The sequence below is a fragment of the Massilia sp. CF038 genome (assembly GCF_900129765.1).
In the GTDB taxonomy this organism is placed as follows: Bacteria; Pseudomonadota; Gammaproteobacteria; order Burkholderiales; family Burkholderiaceae_D; genus Telluria_A.
The window spans coordinates 46,041-65,272 of the sequence record NZ_FQWU01000003.1; the positions used below are offsets into that span (position 1 = coordinate 46,041).

The window sequence follows — 19,232 nt, forward strand, 5'->3', positions numbered from 1 at the left end:
GCGCCGCCATGGTGCAGCCAGCCCGGCACTTGCCGGGCAAACTCAGGCAGCCAGCCGGAAACCCTCGGCATCGGGTTCATCGCAGCCCACCGCTTCCGGCAGCAGGGTTTTAAGGCGGTACAGCCGCTGCCGGTAATTGCCTTCTGGCCCGCCGGGGCCACTGTCGATCCCGGCAAACTGGCGCAAGGCCTCGTCGATGGCGGCCCGTTCGGCTTCGCTGGCCACGGTAACCAGGCGCCGCTTGCTGCGGCCGTAGCTGGCGCGAATATCAATCACCAGGCAATGCCCCTGATCGGCGCTGCGCACGTCGAGCAGCAGGGCTTCGGCCCGGCTCAGCCCGAACACGGCGGCCAGCTGCAGCCTTGCGCCCAGCAAGGGCTGGCGTGCAGCGATGCTGGCGTGGGCGCCGGCAGCGAGCAAGCCAAAGGCCGACGCGCTCTGGCGCGGCGCGATTTTCTGCAAGCTGGCCGCGGCCTCGGAACAACCCTGCTCGGCAGCCCTTTGCAGCCAGTAAATGGCACGCACATCATTGCTTTCGTGTTCGCGCCTGGCGCGCCAGGCATTGCTGCCACATTCAAGCTGGGCATCGCGATAACCCATTTCAGCGGCCCGCTCCAGATACGTCTGGGCATCGGCGATGTTGCGTTGGGAGAATTCCGGCTTGACGTAGATGCGCGACAGGGCGTACCAGGCTTCGGCCAGTCCCTGCTCGCCTGCCAGGCTGAGCCATCGGATGGCCTTTTTGAAGTTGGCCGAGCCGGCCCCGCCGGGGATCCGCTTGCCGTCGACCCGCATGCGTGCATGCCACAGCCCCACGGCCATTTGCGCGTGCGGTTCGTGTTCGGCGGCTGCCAGCAGGCGGTAGCGCTCGATGTCGTCCGGCGCGCCAGCGGTATGCTCGAGCGCCTGAGCGCAGCGCGACAGCAGTACCGCGTCGGCCGGCGTCAGCGCGGCCGGCGCGTGGGCGCCGTACTGGGCGCTGGGCGCCGGCGCCAGCGCGCGCGCCTGCGGCAAGGCCAGGGCCAGATACGCGGCCCAGTCACCCTGGGCCCACAGCTGGTCGCGCTCGGACACCTGTTCTGGCGCAGCCGGGGCCGCTGGCGCCACGGGCCGGGCGGCACTGGCGCGGCCAGCCGCAGCGCCCGCCGCCGAAGCCGCGCCGCTGCCGGCATAGCGCGCATACAGGCACTGGGCTTCGACCACCCCGTCGCGGGCCGCCGCTTCGAGGGCGCGCAAGGCCTTGGCGCGGCGCGCCTGGTCGGGCGCCGCGCCATCGTTCTGTTCCAGCGTGAGGTGGGCCAGCACGATGCCGGCCCGCTGCACCCCGGCGTCATAAGCGTGTTCGTACCACTGGGCCAGGGGACGCGGGCTCTGGCGCGCCAGTTCGAGCGGAATATAGGTGCCGATCAGTTCGCATGCCTGGCCACAGCCTTGCTGGGCCGCGCGCTCGAGCCAGTGCAAGGCAGTGGGCAAGCTTTTGGGCAAGCCGGCGCTGCCATATAAATAGAGGCGCCCCAGTTCGAGCTGGGCGTGGGGCTGGCCGCCGCGCGCGCCACGGATGAGTCCTAGTTCTTCACGATTTGCCATCGGTATCCCGTGCCTGATCCAGGTGGAGTTGCGACGCCGCGAGGCCGTCAAAGCGGGCCGCGACACTGGATTCCAGTCTACGACAGGGCAGGCAGGCGTTTGCGGCAAACAAGCGCTTCCTTGATTTTGAACAAACTCGCTGTCGATGTATTGGCTGTGCAGGAACAAAAACCCGCTTGTGCGCCGTTGAACCTGCCCCCTATGACGCACCGTTGCAGGAGTTTCAAAAATACAACAGGAGCAATAGTATTATTGGATCAGATCCAATTCCTGCAGTCATAATCGGTTGGACCGGTCAGCAGTTCAGGAGACACCGGCAGCTTGCCAAAACCTACTCGAACGTCTCACTTTACAAGGACGCGATTCATGAAAAAATCCCTGTTGGCCATTGCCCTGCTGGGCGCCTACGCCGGCGGCGCGCACGCGCAATCTTCCGTTGTCATTTACGGCAACGTGGACGCGGGCCTGATCAAGCGCACCGACCAGACCCTGAACATCGGCAAACGTGCCAACAATACCCTGGGCTTCAAGGGTAGCGAAGACCTGGGCAACAATCTGAAGGCGATCTTCCAGCTCGAGATTCGCTACGAGCCCGATACCGGCACCCTCGAGCAAGGCGCGGGCGGGATCCAGCGCCCCTTGTTCCAGGGCCAGAGCCGGGTCGGCCTGACGGGGGGCTTCGGGACCTTCCGCATCGGGCGTGGCCTGACCGCGTTCCAGGAGTCGAGCATCGCGTTCGAGCCCTTCCATGGCATTCCTTCGCCGTCGGGCTTCCAGACCGATCTGACCGTGGCCGGGTATACCTCCGATCCGCTCGGTCTGCCAGGCAATTCCACCAACCGTTTCTCGAATGCGGTGTTCTACAACACCCCTGAATATGCTGGCTGGCAGCTCAACGCCACGGTGGCCACCAAGGAAGCCAATGGCGCCGCCGCGCTGGTCGGCACCGGCACCACCGCCCTGCCCCAGTACCCGGCCGGCTCGGCCGCCTCGGCCAACCCCTTCTCCATTTCGGCCACCTACAAGCAGGGCAGGATCGGGCTGATGCTGGCGCACGAGGAAAACGCCGTCGAGAGCAAAGTCAGCTCGGTGGCCGGTTATGTGATGGCCTTGCCTGAAACCAAACTGATGGTGTCGTACCAGGTGCAGGATCAGTCGCATACCAAGCTGATCAACACTGACACCAAGGCCTGGGTGCTGGGTGCCAACCACACCATTGGCGCCAGCAAGCTGATTGCCGGCTATGGCCAGAAACAGGTCGACGGCGCCAACAAGGTCAAGCAGCTGTCGCTGGGCTACGAATACAGCTTGTCCAAGCGCACCTATATTTATGCCGACATCTCGAACAAGAAAGGGGCTCCAGCCATTGCCCCCAGCACCAATACCAGCATCAACTTCTATTCGCTGGGCGTGAACCACTCGTTCTGATCCTTACCCCAGCCATCGAGGGCGAAGCCGGGTTTTCCCGCCTTCGCCCTTTGCCATTGAGAACGTATGCATGAGCCGTCGCGACACAATTGCAACGCTTTGTGTCATTTTCGCAACCGCACGCGCGCACAGCGCCCCGCCACCTGTACAAGGATGGTGATCGATGGCATATTGGTTAAAAGCGAATTAGTACGCACGTTCGTTTTTACATAAATTTAATTTCGGAGACGCAATGAAAACAAAATTAATCGCTGGTGTAATCGCTTCCTGTTTCGCCGCCCCGGTCATGGCCCAATCGAGCGTCCAGATCTACGGTATTGCTGACGCCGCCATCATGAAAACCCAGGGCGAAAAAGCCAAGCTGGTCAGCGGTGGTGCTGACGGTTCGCGTATCGGCTTCAAGGGCACGGAAGACATCGGCGGTGGTTACAAGGCGATCTTCAACCTGGAAGCGCGCGTCGAACTCGACACCGGTAGCCAGACCCCTTCCCTGATTCACAACAACGACGGCCTGTACCTGATGCGCGGCCTGGGCAGCCTGCCACCAACCATCCAGGCTGGTCTGCAAGCACAGCTGCGCCAGTTCGGCGTGGCCGCTGTCAACAGCGAAAAAGCCCTGTTCGACCGTACCGCCATGGTCGGCCTGGTGACGCCGGTCGGCGCTATCCTGCTGGGCCGCATGTACACCCCTGGCTATGAAGTGTTTGCTGCATCCGACACGTTCGAAAACGGCACCCCTGGCGCATGGGGCGGCATCACCGGCGGCACCGCCGGCTTCACCGCACTGGGCGCGGACATCCGTTCGGCGAAATCGATCCAGTACCGCGTCGCGACCCCGTCGGGTCTGGGCGGTTCGGCCATGTACGGCTTCAAGAATTCCGGTTACCTGGGCCGCTACAACAAGTTCTGGGGCGCTGCGCTGACCTACAAGGCCAACGGTTTCGACGTTGGTATCGCGCACAACCAGGGTTACGACCAGACCGACCAGAAATCGCTGACCACCTCGACCATCGGCGGCTCGTACACCTGGGGCGACTTCAAGTTCTTCGCTGGCTACCACGACCAGAAGAACGAACACTCGGCCCTGCTGCGCGACTACATCGCCGCCTGGGATACCTCGATTGCGCCATCGCTGGCACCACTGGGCGCGCCAACGGCCACCGCCCTGCGTACTGTGTTCGTCACCAACATGGCGCGTAACACCCAGATCGATGCCAACAGCGCGCAGATCGGTTTGCACTACAAGATCGGCGCTGGCCGCCTGATGGCATCGTGGGCACGTCAGAATGACCGCACCACGTCCAACAGCGATGCCACCCTGATGGCAGTCGGTTACGACTACAACCTGTCCAAGCGCACCGATATCTACACCGTGTTTGCCAACATCCAGAACCAGAATGATGGCCAGTACACCCCGGGTTCGGCCGGTTCGCCAGGCGGCTTCACCAAGGTGCCAGGCGAAGACAGCCGCGCACTGCAGGTTGGCATTCGCCACCGCTTCTGATCCACGGCGCGATCGCGCTGCATAAAAAGACGCCTGCGGGCGTCTTTTTTCATGGGCGGCCCGGTCCGCTCGGTTAGAATTGCGCTACCCACACTGAATGACTCCATGACTGACATGACCGACCCGCTGGACTCCACTGCCGTCGCCGCCTGGCTGGCCGACAATCCGAACTTCTTCGCTGAACACGCCGGCCTGCTGGGCCAGGTTCGCCTGTCCAGTCCGCTGACCGGCAAGGCCGTGTCGCTGCAGGAACGCCAGATGGAAGTGATGCGTGACAAATACAAGGCGCTGGAACTGCGCATGGCCGAGCTGATTCATCTGGCCCAGGACAACGCCGCCATTGCCAACAAATTCCACGCCTGGACCCAGGGCTTGCTGGCCGCGCGGCGCGATGCCGACCGCCCCAGCGCCGTGGCCGACGGCTTGCGTACCGGCTTTGCCGTGCCCCAGGTCACGCTGCGCCTGTGGGATGTGGACCCGATCTACAGCGACGCCTGGTTTGTCGAAGGCGTGTCCGACGATGCCCGCATTTTTGCCAACAGCCTGCTCACGCCTTACTGCGGCAGCAACCACGACTTCGAAGCGGTGCGCTGGCTGGGCGACGCCGCCGCCGTGCAATCGACCGTGATCCTGCCGCTGCGCGCCGGCGGCGTGGCCTTCGGCTTGCTGATCATGGGTTCGCCCGACCCCGAGCGCTTCTCGGCCCACATGGCCACCGACTTCCTGATCCACATTGGCGAAACCGCCAGCGCGGCCCTGGCCGCCTTGCGCGCCTGATCCCCATGGACGGCCAGGCCCGCGTGGACGACGACTGGGTCGCGCGCTACCTGGCCCAGCTGGAGACCCAGCGCAAACTCTCGGCCCACACGGTCCAGGCCTACCGCCGCGATCTGGCCCAGCTGACCACCCTGCTCGACGGCACCGCCTGGCAAGACGTGGTGCATGCCGATGTGCGCCGCCTGGCGGCCAAACTGCACGCGCGCGCGCTCGATCCGCGCTCGATCGCGCGCAAGCTGTCGAGCTGGCGCGGCTTTTTCCACTGGCTGGCGCGGCACCTGCCCCTGGCAGCCAATCCGGTGGAAGGGGTGCGTGCGCCCAAGCGGGCCAAGACCCTGCCCAAGGCCCTGTCGGTGGACGACGCGGTGCACCTGGTGGCGCCGCCCGCGCAGGCCACCGCCGGCATGGAGCCCCCGGCCCTGTGCGACCGCGCCATGTTTGAATTGCTGTATTCCAGCGGCTTGCGGGTGTCGGAGCTGGCTGGCCTGGACCTGCACTACAGCCCGGCCGCACTGGGCTGGGTCGACGCCGACAGCGCTGAAGTCACGGTGACCGGCAAGGGCGCCAAGATGCGCAAGGTGCCGGTCGGGCGCCATGCCCTGGAGGCGCTGGCCGCCTGGCTGACCGTACGCGAAGCGCCGCGCGACGGCAGCAATGCCCTGTTTTTATCCAGCCGCGGCAGCCGGATTTCACCGCGCGTGGTGCAACTGCGCCTGAAGGCGCACGCGCTGCGCGCCGGCACCACGGTCGACGTGCATCCGCACGTGCTGCGCCATTCGTTTGCCTCGCACGTGCTGCAATCGTCAGGCGACTTGCGCGCCGTGCAGGACATGCTGGGTCACGCCAGCATTGCCTCGACCCAGGTGTACACCGCCCTCGACTTCCAGCACCTGGCTGCCGTGTATGACAAGGCCCATCCGCGCGCAGCAGCCAAAACAAAAAAGTCCTGATCCGTATCAAGCCGCAACCGGGTATTCGGAAGCCTGGCGCGAATTACGGCATAATCGCTCGATTCATTTGACGTCCCCAGCTTAATGGAACCCATGGCACTCATTCCCAGCACCATCCTCACCGGCTTTCTTGGCGCCGGCAAGACCACCCTCCTGAACCGGATTTTGCGCGAAGACCACGGCTTGAAAATCGCCGTCATCGAGAACGAATTCGGCCAGGAGAATATCGACAATGAAATCCTGGTCCAGGACAGCCGCGAGCAAATTGTCGAGATGAACAATGGCTGCATCTGCTGCACCGTGCGTGGCGACCTCATCGTGGCGCTCAGTTCGCTGGCGCAAAAGCGCGCCGCCGGCGAGCTCGATTTTGACCGCATCGTGATTGAAACGACCGGCCTGGCCAACCCGGGCCCGGTGGCCCAGACTTTTTTTGTGGACGAAGAAGTTGGCGCCCACTATCTGCTGGACGCCGTGGTCACCGTGGTCGACGCGCGCCACGCCATGGCCCAGCTGGACGAGCACGAGGAAGCCCAGCGCCAGGTTGGCTTTGCCGACAAGCTGCTCATTTCCAAAACAGACCTGGTGGACGCGGCCAGCCTGGCCGAACTGAAGCTGCGCCTCAAGCGCATCAACCCGCGCGCGCCCATCAGCCAGGTGGACTTTGGCCACGCCCCGCTGACCGAGGTGCTGGACATTCGCGGCTTTAACCTGAATGACAAGCTGGAAATCGACCCCGCCTTTTTAACCGCCGATGAAGCGCTTGACCACGACCACAACCATGGCCACGACCACGACGGCGAGCACGAACACGTGCACACCGAGTTCTGCGACCACAGCAACGACCACCACCATGCCCACCACAGCGACGACATTGCCGCTTTCGTGTTCAAGAGTGAGCGTCCGTTCGACACCGCCAAGCTCGACGAGTTCCTTGGCAGCCTGGTCCAGGTGTTTGGCCCGCGCATGCTCCGTTACAAGGGCGTGCTCTTGATGGACGGGGCCGACCGCAAGGTGGTATTCCAGGGCGTGCACCAGATCATGGGCACCGATATCGGCGCCAAATGGGGCGAAAACGAAACACCGTGCAGCAAAATGGTCTTTATTGGCAAAAATTTACCGAAAGACGTCTTTATCCGCGGTTTGGAACAATGTTTGGTATAAACTATCCCGGTTTTGTGATGCACGGTCGGACGCCGGCAAGGTCGGCATCCCAGACGGCTCGCGTGCATTGCCTTTGTTTGACGACTGAATTGCCAACACGCCATAGCGGCGAGGGGAAGACATCGGGATGGCAATATGAAGGAAACCGTGACGAAGACCGTCAAGAAGACGGGCAAGGCGGGCGTGGTCAAAGCCGTTGCCGGCGCGCTGGCTAAAAAGATCGCGGGCGCATTGACGCCGGCAGTCAAGGCCAAGCCGGCAGCCAAACCAGCGGCCAAGGCGGCAGCGCGGCCCGCGCCCAAGCCAGCGCCGAAAAAAGCGGCCGCCGGCAGTAGCGCCAAAAGTGCGGCGGTCAAGGTGAAGGCAGCCGCCAAAGCGCCGGCCAAAACCGCGAGCAAGAGCGCCCCAACAAGCGTGCCGAAAAAAAGTGCAACAGCGGCAACGAAGGCAGCAAAAACGGTGACAGCCAAAGCAGTCACGAAGGTCGTCGCGAAGGCCGCCACGAAGGCGCCAGCCAAGGCGGCCCCAACGACGCAGGCCAAACCGGCCGCCACAACAGCCAGGCCGGCAAGCAAGGCGGCGCCAAAAGCGGCCGCGGCGGTGCCTCGGACCAGCACGAAACAGACGGTGCAGCAGCAGGCCGTCAAGGTAAGCGAATCGGGTACGCGTGCCACCACAGACAAGGGTGGCAGCGCCGAGATAGCTGATAAAATGAAAACCTCTGTCGTATCGAAGGTAAGTGAAGTCATGACCAAAACAACGAAATCCACCCCCGCCGTTGCCACAGAAGGCCGCCTCCTGTCCGAAGAAGAAATTCGGGCCATGAACGAGAAGGACTATATGAACCCGGCCCAGCTGGCGTTCTTCAAGGCCCGCCTGCAGCAGCTGGAAAAAGACCTGCTGAAAAATGCCGGCGAAACCACCGAACACCTGCGCGAAACCGTGCTGGTCCCCGACCCGGCCGACCGCGCCACCATCGAAGAAGAACATGCGCTCGAACTGCGCACGCGCGACCGCGAGCGCAAGCTGCTCAAGAAGGTGCAACAGTCGATTGCCGCCATCGATGCGGGCGACTATGGCTGGTGCGAAGAGACAGGCGAACCCATCGGCATCCCGCGCCTGATCGCGCGTCCGACCGCCACGCTGTCGCTGGAAGCCCAGCAGCGGCGCGAACTGAAACAGAAACTGTACGGCGATTGAAGCAGCTCGTACACTGAGCGAGGAAAGCATGCGGCGCCGCCGCATGCTTTTTTATTTGGAAGCATGCATTCGTGCGAACGCAAAGTTTGCCCATCGGCTACACTAGCACCGTGGGCGGCGATGTGATCACGTGACTCTACACAGCAGGCATGCTACCGTGCTAAGGTGTCGACGGTGCGCATGGCGCATGGTCCAGCCGGGCGAACGAAACAGGGAACGACGTGGGAATTTTCTCAATTTTCAAGGGAAAAAATAAACAGCCGGAGAGCGCCGAAGCGCCACCGGAGGCACGCCTGCGCGGCGAGCCGTCGCGTCTGATCATCGATGGCGACGCCGAACGGGCCCGCCAGCGCGAGATCGCCCGTGCCACCGCCGCCAAGATCGACGCCATCGAATCGGCCATGGCCGACGATATCTTCAACACCCCGGAACCGGCCTGGGGCAGCGGCACCCGCCGTAAACCGGGCCAGAAGGTCGACGACGACGGCGACACCCTGCCGATGCTCGAGATGGCCACCACCGAGCTGCTGTCCGACGACTACCTGACCGAGTCGCCGGTGCACCCGCAAACGGCGCCCGTGATCGAAGAAATCGCGATCATGTACGCCAACGACCAAAAAGAATTTGCCGAACAGATGCTGCAGGAAGCGCTGCGCGATGTCGGCCGCACCGACCGCACCGTGTGGTGGATGCTGTTTGACCTGTACCAGGTGATGGGCCGCCAGGACGAGTTCGACAACGTGGCCATCGATTACGCCAGCCAGTTTGAAACCTCGCCGCCGACCTGGGCGCCGCCCGTGGTCCCTGGGACCGAAGAAAGCAATTTTGCCGGGGTCACGCCGACCGAAGTGTTTGCCGGCGTGCTCGATGCCGAAGTCGCCCCGCGCCTGGAACGTCTGCTCCAGCTGGCCGAAGAAAATCAGGTCATGCGCCTGGAATTTGGCCGCATTGCCGATGTCACGCCAGAAGGTTGCCAGCTGCTGCTGGACACCCTGACCACACTGCGCAAGCGCGAACGCGAGCTGATCGTCGCTGGCGCCACCGAATTTGCCGAGCTGGTGCGTTCGACCATCACCATTGGCGACCGCGACGCCAGCGAAGCGCCCTGGATGCTGCTGCTGGCGCTGCTGCAACTGATGAACCGCGAAAAAGACTTCGAAGAAACGGCGATGGATTACTGCGTCACCTTCGAAGTGTCGCCGCCCTCTTTCGAAACGCCCAAGCACGTGGCCACCACCAGCACCATCACGGCGCCACCACGCACCGAATGCTTCATGCTGCCGGCGGTCATCAACAGCGGTGCCAATTCGCTGTTTGACGCCATCGACGCGTATGCATCGCAGTCGCCGACGCTGCTGATCGATTGCTCGCGCCTGGCGCGGGTGGACTACGGCGCGGCCAGCGCCCTGCTCAACCGCCTGCGTCCGATTGCCGCCGAAAAGAAGATCGAATTCCGCGACATGAACCACCTGGTCGCGGCCCTCTTCAAACTGCTCAGCTTTGCCGAAGTGGCAAGGTTATTCCCGCACAAGTACTAAGCCACTACATCGCAAGCGGACGCGCTTACCCACTACATCGCCCTCGGGCTCGGCGCCCCCCTTGGCGGGGGCCCATGCCCCGTTTCCGAATCCGGTAAGATGGCATGGGCCCCCGCCTCCGCGAGGGCGATGTAGCAGCAATTTCACTCCGCGTACATACAACAAGTATCTTGCAATTTGCGTTAACACCCCCATTCTTTGGGGGAGATAACTACGAGGCAGATATGGAACAATTTCACGGCACCACCATCCTGTGCGTGCGTCGCGGCAAAACCGTGGCGCTCGGCGGCGATGGCCAGGTCACACTCGGCAACATCGTCATGAAGGGCACGGCCCGCAAGGTACGCAAGCTGTACCAGGGCAAGGTCCTGTGCGGCTTCGCCGGCGGCACCGCCGACGCCTTCACCCTGCTCGACCGCTTCGAAGGCAAGCTCGAAAAGCATCAGGGCAACCTGTTGCGCGCCTCGGTCGAACTGGCCAAGGACTGGCGCACCGACCGCGTGCTGCGGCGCCTGGAAGCGATGCTGCTCGTGGCCGACCACGAATCAACCCTGGTCATCACTGGCAATGGCGACGTGCTGGAGCCGGAAGACGGCATCGGCGCGATCGGCTCCGGCGGCACCTACGCCCAGTCGGCCGCAAAAGCCCTGCACGAAAATACCGAACTGTCGCCTGCGGAAATCGTGTCCAAATCCCTGACGATTGCCGGCCAGCTGTGCATCTATACCAATCTGTCCCACATCATCGAAACGCTGGATTGAACCCATGAACCTGACACCCCAAGAAATCGTTTCGGAACTCGACAAGCACGTCGTTGGCCAGGGCAAGGCCAAGCGCGCCGTTGCCATCGCCCTGCGCAACCGCTGGCGCCGCCAGCAGGTGGCCGAGCCCCTGCGCCATGAAATCACGCCCAAGAACATCCTGATGATCGGCCCCACCGGGGTCGGCAAGACCGAGATCGCGCGCCGTCTGGCGCGCCTGGCCGATGCGCCCTTCATCAAGATCGAAGCGACCAAGTTCACCGAAGTGGGCTACGTCGGGCGCGACGTGGACACCATCATCCGCGACCTGATCGACATTGGCATCAAGCAGACCCGCGCCGCCGAAATGAAAAAGGTGCGCGAACGCGCCGTGGACGCGGCCGAAGAACGCATCATCGACATCCTGGTGCCGCCGGCACGCGACTTCGGCTTTAACGTCACGCCCGCCGCCACCGAGTCCAAAGATGGCGACACCACCCGCCAGACCTTCCGCAAGCGCCTGCGCGAAGGCGCTCTCGATGATCGCGAAATCGAACTCGAACTGGCCGACGCCGGACCGCAAATGGAGATCATGGCCCCGCCGGGCATGGAAGAAATGACGGAGCAGATCAAGTCAATGTTCTCCGGCATGGGCGCGGCCCGTAAAAAGCCGCGCAAGGTCAAGATCGGCGAAGCGCTCAAGCTGCTGATCGACGAGGAAGCGGCCAAGCTGATCAACGACGACGACATGAAGCAGAAAGCCATTGCCAACGTCGAACAGAATGGCATCGTGTTCCTCGACGAGATCGACAAGATCGCCTCGCGTTCCGAAATGGGCGGGGCCGATGTCTCGCGCGCGGGCGTGCAGCGCGACCTGCTGCCGCTGGTCGAAGGCACCACGGTCAATACCAAGTACGGCATGATCCGCACCGACCATATCCTGTTCATCGCGTCCGGCGCCTTCCATCTGGCCAAGCCAAGCGACCTGATTCCGGAGCTGCAGGGCCGCTTCCCGATCCGGGTCGAGCTGGAATCGCTGTCGATTGCCGATTTCGAATGCATCCTCACCAGCACCGACGCCTGCCTCACCAAGCAGTACGAGGCACTGCTCGATACCGAGGGTGTGAAAGTGGAATTTGCACCGGACGGCATCACCCGCCTGGCCGAAATCGCGTTCTCGGTCAACGAACGCACCGAGAACATCGGCGCGCGCCGTCTGTACACGGTGATGGAAAAGCTGCTGGAAGAGGTATCCTACGACGCGAGCGAAAACCGCGGCCAAGTGGTGCAGATCAACGCTGCCTACGTCAACGAACGGCTCGACAAGCTGGCCGTGGACGAAGACTTGTCGCGTTACGTACTGTAAGGAGAAGGCCAATGGCCAACAAGGCACTGGCCACGCGCCAGAAAATGCGCCTGACGGTGTCGCCATCGCCGCCGCCGCGCAACCCAGTGGCGGTGGCAGCCAAGCTGCGCGCGGCAGGTCCGCATGCCAAGGGGCCAGGTGCCGAACGGCAGGCGGCCAAGCGCGCGCTGAAAAAAGCCAAGCTGGAGCCGGAAGAGTAAGCCACATCGTCCTCGCGGAGGCGGGGACCCATAGCACCTCAGCTCAGAGATGTGATTTTTCTCTGACCATAGGTGATATAGGTCCCCGCCTTCGCGAGGACGATGTAGTGGTTTTTTGGGGGGGGGAATTGGGTGCTGCAGATAGTCGGGCCGCCAGCGGAAGCCCGTTCGGGGCTCCCGCTTTCTGGCCATCAGTGCGTAGTCTCCCCTGTTCTCCCCCGGCTTGCCATCACCTTGTGCGAAGCACCGTTATTCGGTACATTCGGTACTGCCAAACGCTACATCGACCACAAGGATTCCATGAGTTCACCCGAACAAGTCATTACCGTGCTGCGCGCCGAGCTGCGCGCGGCCAGCATCACCTATAAAGAACTGGCCGAGCGCATCGAAATGAGCGAATCGAGCGTCAAGCGCATGTTCGGCCAGAAGGACATGGCCTTGTCGCGCCTGGCGCAGATCTGCAAGGCCGCCGGCATTCCCATGGAAGACGTGCTGCGCCGCGCAGCCGATGCACGCACCCACGCCGACACTCTCACGGCGGCGCAGGAAAAGTCGCTGATGGCGAACCCGCACCTCCTGCTGGTGGCGATCTGCTGCCTTGGTCACTGGACGCTGGACCAGATCATCGAAACCTACAGCGTCAGCGAACCGGAATGCATTGGCCTGATGGTGGAACTGGACCGGCTTGGCCTGATCGAGCTCAAACCGGGTAACCGCTATAGCCTGCGCGTGTCGAACGCCTTCCGCTGGATTGCCGACGGGCCGGTGCAGCAGTACGTACGCGAGCACGTGGTGGGCGATTATTTTGGCGGCCGCTTCGACGGCCACGGCGAAATGCTGATGTGCGTGCCGGCGCGGCTGTCGGCTGCCAGCGCGCAGGAGATGACGCACAAGGTGCAGCAGCTGGCTGGCGAACTGGCGCGCCTGCACCAGAACGACCGGCGCCTGGCCAGCAGCGAACGCGATGGCTTCACGCTGTTGTTGGGACTGCGGTCGTGGGAGTTTGGCGCGTTCACGGCGCTGCGCCGCAAGTAGCTGCACTGAGAACATCGTCCTCGCGGAGGCGGGGACCCATAGCACGCTAAACGAATTCGGTCACGTGGAATAGGTCCCCGCCAAGGGGGGCGCCGAGCCCGAGGACGATGGTTTTTTTACCAGACCGGGCCGAGGAACAGATACAGGGTCCGACTGCCCTCTTTCGTCGCCCCGGCCCCCACATACGCCGGTCCAAAGCGCGTATCGACCGACAAAAAGCCCGACAGCGCCTGCTTCACCTTGCTGCCCTGCGAAGGCTGATTCAAATCGAAGCCGCCCCCCATCTCGAGCGAGAATCCAGCGCGGACAGTACCCCCCAGGGTCACCGGCAGCGCGCCAATCCGGCGCGCCATCACCAGGCGTCCGAAGGCCATGGTCCTGCCCTGAATCGAATCGGGCACGGTACCAGACAGGCGCAGGAAGCCGCCCAGACTGAGCGGCGCATAACCATTGTTCGAATGCGCAAACTCGCCATACAGGTGCCCGGCCCAATTGCCACCGCTGATTGCCGCCATGCCGATCAGACTCGAATGGGCTTCCGCCGCAGCGCCGCTGCCGCTGCCAGGCACGCGCTCCAGCCGCGCATCGAGCAGATAACCGCGGCTGGGGAAACCCAGCGAGTCGAGCGTGTCGGCCTGGTACTGCACGAACTGGGTGGTGCCAAAGCCGCGCAGCGCAGCCGAATCGGGTTCTTCGGGAATCACCGACTGGACGCCGGCCTTCTGACGCGTGACACCGATCCGGATATCACCCGAGGTACCCAGTTCACGCCCCAATACCAGGCTGGCACTGCTGCCGGAATAGGCGTAGCGCCGTTCACGCCGTCCTGCCACAAAGCTGTCGAGCGAGGTGGACCCGTATTCCAGCGCGGGCGCCACATACCACTGCGAACCGGCACCCAGCGGCTGGTAGAACTGCATACCCAAACCGCGTACATCGCCCGCCTGGGCCAGAGTACGCAGTTCGCCGCCCCAGCTGTTCATCGAGGTCCGCACGTGCATCAGCTTGAGCGCGAACCGGTTCGAATCATCGAAGTCGCTGGCCAGCTCCAGACCCACGCGCAGACGGCTGGTCGCCCAGGCGGCCTCGGTGGCCTTGATCGCCACGCTGCGCTTGCCGTCTTCGTCTTCGATATCGGTTTCCACCCGTTCCAGGTCGCCCCGGCCGTACAAGGTGTCGGCGGCCTGGCGCACTTGTTCGCGCGTCATGCTGGCGCCCTTGGCAATGCCGGTCTGCTTTTCCAGAATGGCCGGGTTGATGCGCTGCGTGCCAGTGACGGTGACCGAGGCAATCGCTGCCGGCGTGTCCGACAGCGGCGGCGGCGCCAGCCGGTTGTTCTCGAACAGCGCGTAGTCTGCCGGCTCCAGGGCCAGCGCCGCCAGACGCGGTTCCAGTTCATGCGCGGCCGTCTCGCCCGCCGTCATGGCCGCTTCGATGCTGCGGAAATCCAGAAATCCGATGCCATCGAGGGCAGGCGCAATCAGTATGTCCTGCGAGCGCAGCTCGCGGATCGAACGCTGCACATTCTGCTCGGTCAGGATATTGATCATCTGCTGCGCGACGCCAAGCGCGCTGCCCAGATTCTTTTCTGGCGCCAGTGGCGTTCCCACATTGACGGCAATGACGATGTCGGCGCCCATTTTGTGGGCGAGGTCGATCGGGAGGTTGCGCACCAGGCCACCGTCCACCACCAGGCGCTGATTGACGCGCACCGGTGCGAACACGCCCGGCACGGCCAGCGAGGCGCGCATGGTCAGAAACAGGGGCGTGTCGACCAGGTCCACCAGGTCGCCCGTGACCAGGTCGGACGCGACCGAGCGAAACGGCAGCGTGAGCTGGCTGACCGGGCGGTCGCGCGTACCTGCCGGCAGCAGGCGGCTGAGCGCCTGTTCAAGGGCGGCGTTGCCGGCCGCCGAAGGCGGCAGTGATATGCCATCGGAATGGACCCCGAATTCGAGGCGGGATGGCAGGATGGTGTCCTCTTCGCGGCGCCGGAATTCCAGGTCTTCGCGCGCGGGACGATCGGCTACCACGCGGTCCCAGTCGGTCTGGCGCGCCATTTTTTCCAGGTCGGAGACACCCGCGCCTGCGGCGTAGGCGCCGCCCACCACGCTGCCCATGCTGGTACCAACCACCATATCGATGGGAATGCGCATGTCGCGCAAGGCGCGCAGCACACCGATGTGAGCAAAGCCACGGGCGCCGCCGCCGGACAGCACCAGAGCGATGCGCGGCCGCGCCGCCGGTACGACGGGGCCGGCGGCGACGGGAGAAGACAGGGGAACCGTATCGTCAGACTGGGCGCACACGGCCGGTGCGCTGGTCAGAAGCGCGCACGCGAGCGCGGTCGCGAGAGCACGCAGGAACATGGGGAACCTTATCGAGTGGGATTACCGGACATATTGCGGGTTGGTGCCGGCATCTGGGCTGGGGGCGGCGGCGGTGGCACGCCCTGGGGCTGGCCCTGCTGACCTGGCTGCGGCTCGGTCGGCTGGCCTGGCTGCGGCGGCGGTACCGGCACGCTGCCCGACATGTCGGGCACCTGCATTGGATTGGGTATCTGCTGCGGCGGCGGGCTGTCGCCGCCGGTCATCGAATTTTGCGCCGGTGGCGGTGCCGGCTGCGGCTGCGGTGGCGGCATCGGGGTGCTGCCCATCGGCGCGGCCAGCGCCAGGCTGGTGCCGGCCTTGTCGTCCGTGGCCAGATCAATGCGCTTGAGGATGCCGCCTTCGGACAGCATCACATACTTGGGATGGACTTCCTGCAGCACCACGCCGCTGGAGAACTCGTGACCGACCTTGAGCGCCTTCGGCGGCTGGCCGTCGGCGACCAGAATCGCGACGCCTTCGGCGCCGGCAGCGACCACACCGGTCAGCTGGTAATTGCTGGCCACCACAGCCAGCGCCTGCCCGCCAAACAGCGTGGCGGCAGCGTCCGGGCTGGGCTCGGGCAAAGCGGCTTCGCTGATGGCCGCCAGCGGACGCTGGGGCGGCTTGTACAGTTCCAGCACCCAGTAGGCGACCGACGCCGACAGCGCGATCACGGCAAGCAGGCTCAACATTAATGGCAAACGCTTCATTACATTCCTTGGTTACCGCACCAGCTGATTAATTTCGATGATAGGCATGAGCACCGCGAGCACGATCAGCAGCACCACCACACCCATCGCCAGGATCAGCACCGGTTCAAGCAGACCTGCGATGGTCAGGGTGCGCCGCTCCAGATCCTGCTGCTGCGAATTGGCGGCCCGCTCCAGCATGGCTGGCAGCTCGCCCGTGATTTCGCCGGCGCGGATCATGTGGATCAGCATCGGCGGGAAGTGTTTTTGCGCCGACAGCGCGCGCGCCAGCGACACGCCCTCGCGCACCGCGCCGCTGGCCTGTTCGACCAGTTCTTTCATGGCCACGTTGGAGAGCGTGTCGCGGCTGGTATCGAGCGCGCGCAGGATCGGCACGCCCGAACCGGTGGTAATGGCCAGGGTGCTGGCGAAACGGGCAGTATTCAGGCTGCGCTCGAATTTGCCGTACACCGGCGCCGTCAGCAGCCAGGCATGCCAGCGCCGCTTGAGCACCGGATTTTTCAGCGCATTGCGCCAGGCCCAGAAGGCGCCGATCAGCGCAATCAGCACCACGATGCCGTAGGCGCGCACAAAGTTCGATACTCCCAGCATGATCATGGTCAGCAGCGGCAGCTTCTGCTTGGTGTTGGTGAACACCGAAACAATTTGCGGCACCACGTAGGTGAGCAGGAAGATCACGATCGAAAACGCCACCACGGTCACAATGGCCGGGTAGGTGAACGCCAGGCGCACTTTTTGGACCAGCGCGTTGCGGCGCTCGATGTAGTCGGCCAGGCGCGTGAGCACGCGCGCCAGATGGCCGATCTGCTCGCCCGAAGCCACCAGGGCGCGGAAGATTTCGGCAAAGTCGCGCGGGTAGCGCGACAGCGCATCCGAGAACGAGGCGCCGCCCATCACTTCGGAACGGATCGAGGCGATCAGGTCGCGCACATACGGACGCTCGGCCTGTTCCAGCAGCGCGGTAAAGGCTTGTTCCAGCGGCAGGCCGGCTTCCAGAAGACTGGACAGCTGGCGTGTGAACAGCGCCAGCTCCACTTGCGTCAGGCGCTCGCCAAAGCCGCGCCGCGTGGCCACGCCCTTGTCGTCGACCTGGGCGGCAATGGCTTCCACGTTAAGGGGCGTCAGTCCTTGCAGGCGCAGGTCCGAGCGCGCCGACTTGGCGCTGTCGGCGTTGACCACGCCCTTCTGGGTGGCGCCGGCGGCGTCCACGGCTTCATAGCGAAATGCTGGCATGGCCCTTAATCCTTGGTCACGCGCAGCAACTCGGCTTGCGTGGTGGTGCCGTCTTCAAGCCAGCGGTTGCCGTCTTCGCGCATGGTTTTCATGCCCACGCGCTGGGCCGCGGTGCGGATGTCCGCTTCCGAAGCGCGGTTGTGAATCTGGGCGCGAATTTCGTCGGTGGTCTGCAGCAGTTCGTACACGCCCACCCGGCCGTGGTAACCGGTAAAGCCGCACTTGTCGCAGCCCACCGCGCGCCACTGGGTGCCGTCGCTGACCTTGCAGTGCACGCACAGCTTGCGCACCAGGCGCTGGGCCATCACGCCCAGCAGCGACGACGACAGCAGGAACGGTTCGATCCCCATGTCGAGCAGACGCGTGACGGCGGCGGCGGCATCGTTGGTGTGCAGCGTGGCCAGCACCAGGTGACCGGTGAGCGAGGCCTGCACCGCGATCTGCGCTGTTTCCAGATCGCGGATCTCGCCGATCATGATGACGTCGGGATCCTGACGCAAAATCGCGCGCAAGGCCTTGGCAAAGCTCATGTCGATCTTGGCATTGACCTGGGTCTGGCCGACGCCGATCAAGTCGTACTCGATCGGGTCTTCGACGGTCAGGATATTGGTGGTCGACGCGTTCAGGCGCGACAACGCTGCATACAGCGTGGTGGTCTTGCCGGAGCCGGTTGGTCCGGTGACCAGCACAATCCCGTGCGGCTGGTTGATCAGGGTATCAAATTCAGGCAGCAGCTCGGGCGCCATGCCCAGGTGCGACAGGTCGAGGCGGCCGGCTTCCTTGTCCAGCAAACGCAGCACGGCGCGTTCGCCGTGGCCGGTCGGCAGAGTCGACACGCGCACGTCCACGCCCTTGCCGCCCACGCGCAGCGTGATGCGGCCGTCCTGCGGCAGACGTTTTTCAGCAATGTCGAGTTGCGCCATGATCTTGATACGCGAAATCAGCGAAGCGTGAATGGCCTTGCGCGGGCGTACGATGTCGCGCAGCGCGCCATCGATGCGAAAGCGCACCACCGAGGTCTGTTCGAACGGCTCGATGTGAATATCGGAGGCGCCTTCGCGCAGCGACTGCGTCAGCAGCGCGTTGATCATGCGGATCACGGGCGCGTCGTCCGAGGACTCAAGCAAGTCTTCGATGGCCGGCACGTCCTGCAGCAGCTTGGTCAGATCGAGGTCGGCATCGAACTCGTCGGCCACTTGCGAAGCGTCGCCGCCACCGCCCGCATACGCGCTGGCGATGGCCGCTTCCAGGTCGGCGCGTTCCATCGAGCGCAAGGCGATGCGGCCGAAGCGGCGCGAAACTTCCGCGATCGCCGCTGGCGCAGTCGCGCCCGAGATCCACACCTCGACGGTGTGCTCGGCCTCGTCGCTGTAGCGCGCCAGCACGCCAAAGTCGCGTGCGAAAGCGTAGGGTAAGAGATTGCTCATCGTTGTA

Annotated in this window: 16 protein-coding genes; 11 read left to right on the forward strand and 5 right to left on the reverse strand. The window is 63.9% G+C overall.

Features of this window, described 5'->3' with window-relative positions:
- Nucleotides 1-42 precede the first annotated feature (42 nt).
- Complete coding sequence (locus BUC24_RS19420; protein ID WP_073220512.1) at nucleotides 43-1,587, reverse strand: tetratricopeptide repeat protein; 1,545 nt, start codon at nucleotides 1,585-1,587, stop codon at nucleotides 43-45.
- A 366-nt stretch (nucleotides 1,588-1,953) separates the two neighbouring features.
- Here BUC24_RS19420 and BUC24_RS19425 point away from each other — a divergent pair, with 366 nt between their 5' ends.
- From BUC24_RS19425 to BUC24_RS19475, 11 genes are all read left to right on the forward strand, one after another.
- Nucleotides 1,954-3,015, forward strand: coding sequence for a porin (locus BUC24_RS19425; RefSeq protein WP_073220515.1), 1,062 nt, complete (start codon nucleotides 1,954-1,956; stop codon nucleotides 3,013-3,015).
- Between the two features lie 232 nt (nucleotides 3,016-3,247).
- Nucleotides 3,248-4,519 carry a porin gene (locus tag BUC24_RS19430; RefSeq protein ID WP_073220518.1) on the forward strand — a complete coding sequence of 424 codons (1,272 nt, stop codon included), beginning with the start codon at nucleotides 3,248-3,250 and terminating at the stop codon, nucleotides 4,517-4,519.
- A gap of 114 nt (nucleotides 4,520-4,633) precedes the next feature.
- On the forward strand, nucleotides 4,634-5,296 hold the full coding sequence (locus BUC24_RS19435) for a DUF484 family protein (RefSeq protein ID WP_073221576.1): 663 nt from the start codon (nucleotides 4,634-4,636) through the stop codon (nucleotides 5,294-5,296).
- 5 nt (nucleotides 5,297-5,301) lie between these two features.
- Nucleotides 5,302-6,246, forward strand: coding sequence for a tyrosine recombinase XerC (gene xerC, locus BUC24_RS19440; protein WP_073220521.1), 945 nt, complete (start codon nucleotides 5,302-5,304; stop codon nucleotides 6,244-6,246).
- A gap of 93 nt (nucleotides 6,247-6,339) precedes the next feature.
- The gene (locus tag BUC24_RS19445) at nucleotides 6,340-7,407 is read left to right on the forward strand and encodes a CobW family GTP-binding protein (protein WP_073220525.1); all 1,068 of its coding nucleotides are present in this window, start codon (nucleotides 6,340-6,342) and stop codon (nucleotides 7,405-7,407) included.
- Nucleotides 7,408-7,554: 147 nt separating this feature from the next.
- Nucleotides 7,555-8,607 (forward strand): RNA polymerase-binding protein DksA, encoded by a 1,053-nt coding sequence (gene dksA / locus BUC24_RS27340; protein ID WP_229448439.1) that lies wholly within the window; start codon nucleotides 7,555-7,557, stop codon nucleotides 8,605-8,607.
- A 221-nt stretch (nucleotides 8,608-8,828) separates the two neighbouring features.
- Nucleotides 8,829-10,145 carry an STAS domain-containing protein gene (locus tag BUC24_RS19455; RefSeq protein ID WP_073220528.1) on the forward strand — a complete coding sequence of 439 codons (1,317 nt, stop codon included), beginning with the start codon at nucleotides 8,829-8,831 and terminating at the stop codon, nucleotides 10,143-10,145.
- Nucleotides 10,146-10,369: 224 nt separating this feature from the next.
- Nucleotides 10,370-10,906, forward strand: coding sequence for an ATP-dependent protease subunit HslV (hslV, locus tag BUC24_RS19460; protein WP_073220532.1), 537 nt, complete (start codon nucleotides 10,370-10,372; stop codon nucleotides 10,904-10,906).
- Nucleotides 10,907-10,910: 4 nt separating this feature from the next.
- A complete protein-coding gene (gene hslU, locus BUC24_RS19465) occupies nucleotides 10,911-12,251 on the forward strand; it encodes an ATP-dependent protease ATPase subunit HslU (protein WP_073220535.1) in 1,341 nt (446 codons plus the stop codon).
- 11 nt (nucleotides 12,252-12,262) lie between these two features.
- Entirely contained in the window at nucleotides 12,263-12,451 is a 189-nt protein-coding gene (locus tag BUC24_RS19470; RefSeq protein ID WP_073220538.1) for a hypothetical protein, read from the forward strand.
- Nucleotides 12,452-12,751: 300 nt separating this feature from the next.
- Nucleotides 12,752-13,486, forward strand: coding sequence for a helix-turn-helix domain-containing protein (locus BUC24_RS19475; RefSeq protein WP_073221583.1), 735 nt, complete (start codon nucleotides 12,752-12,754; stop codon nucleotides 13,484-13,486).
- A 116-nt stretch (nucleotides 13,487-13,602) separates the two neighbouring features.
- On the opposite strand, the gene BUC24_RS19480 is transcribed toward BUC24_RS19475, so the two are convergent.
- From BUC24_RS19480 to gspE, 4 genes are read right to left on the reverse strand one after another with little or no spacing between them, the layout of a single operon-like run.
- Nucleotides 13,603-15,855, reverse strand: a complete 2,253-nt coding sequence (locus tag BUC24_RS19480; RefSeq protein WP_073220540.1) for a patatin-like phospholipase family protein — start codon at nucleotides 15,853-15,855, stop codon at nucleotides 13,603-13,605.
- A gap of 8 nt (nucleotides 15,856-15,863) precedes the next feature.
- Entirely contained in the window at nucleotides 15,864-16,565 is a 702-nt protein-coding gene (locus BUC24_RS27475) for a type II secretion system protein N (RefSeq protein ID WP_143167595.1), read from the reverse strand.
- Nucleotides 16,566-16,577: 12 nt separating this feature from the next.
- Entirely contained in the window at nucleotides 16,578-17,798 is a 1,221-nt protein-coding gene (gene gspF, locus BUC24_RS19490) for a type II secretion system inner membrane protein GspF (RefSeq protein ID WP_073220545.1), read from the reverse strand.
- A 5-nt stretch (nucleotides 17,799-17,803) separates the two neighbouring features.
- Complete coding sequence (gspE, locus tag BUC24_RS19495) at nucleotides 17,804-19,225, reverse strand: type II secretion system ATPase GspE (protein ID WP_073220548.1); 1,422 nt, start codon at nucleotides 19,223-19,225, stop codon at nucleotides 17,804-17,806.
- Nucleotides 19,226-19,232: the final 7 nt, after the last annotated feature.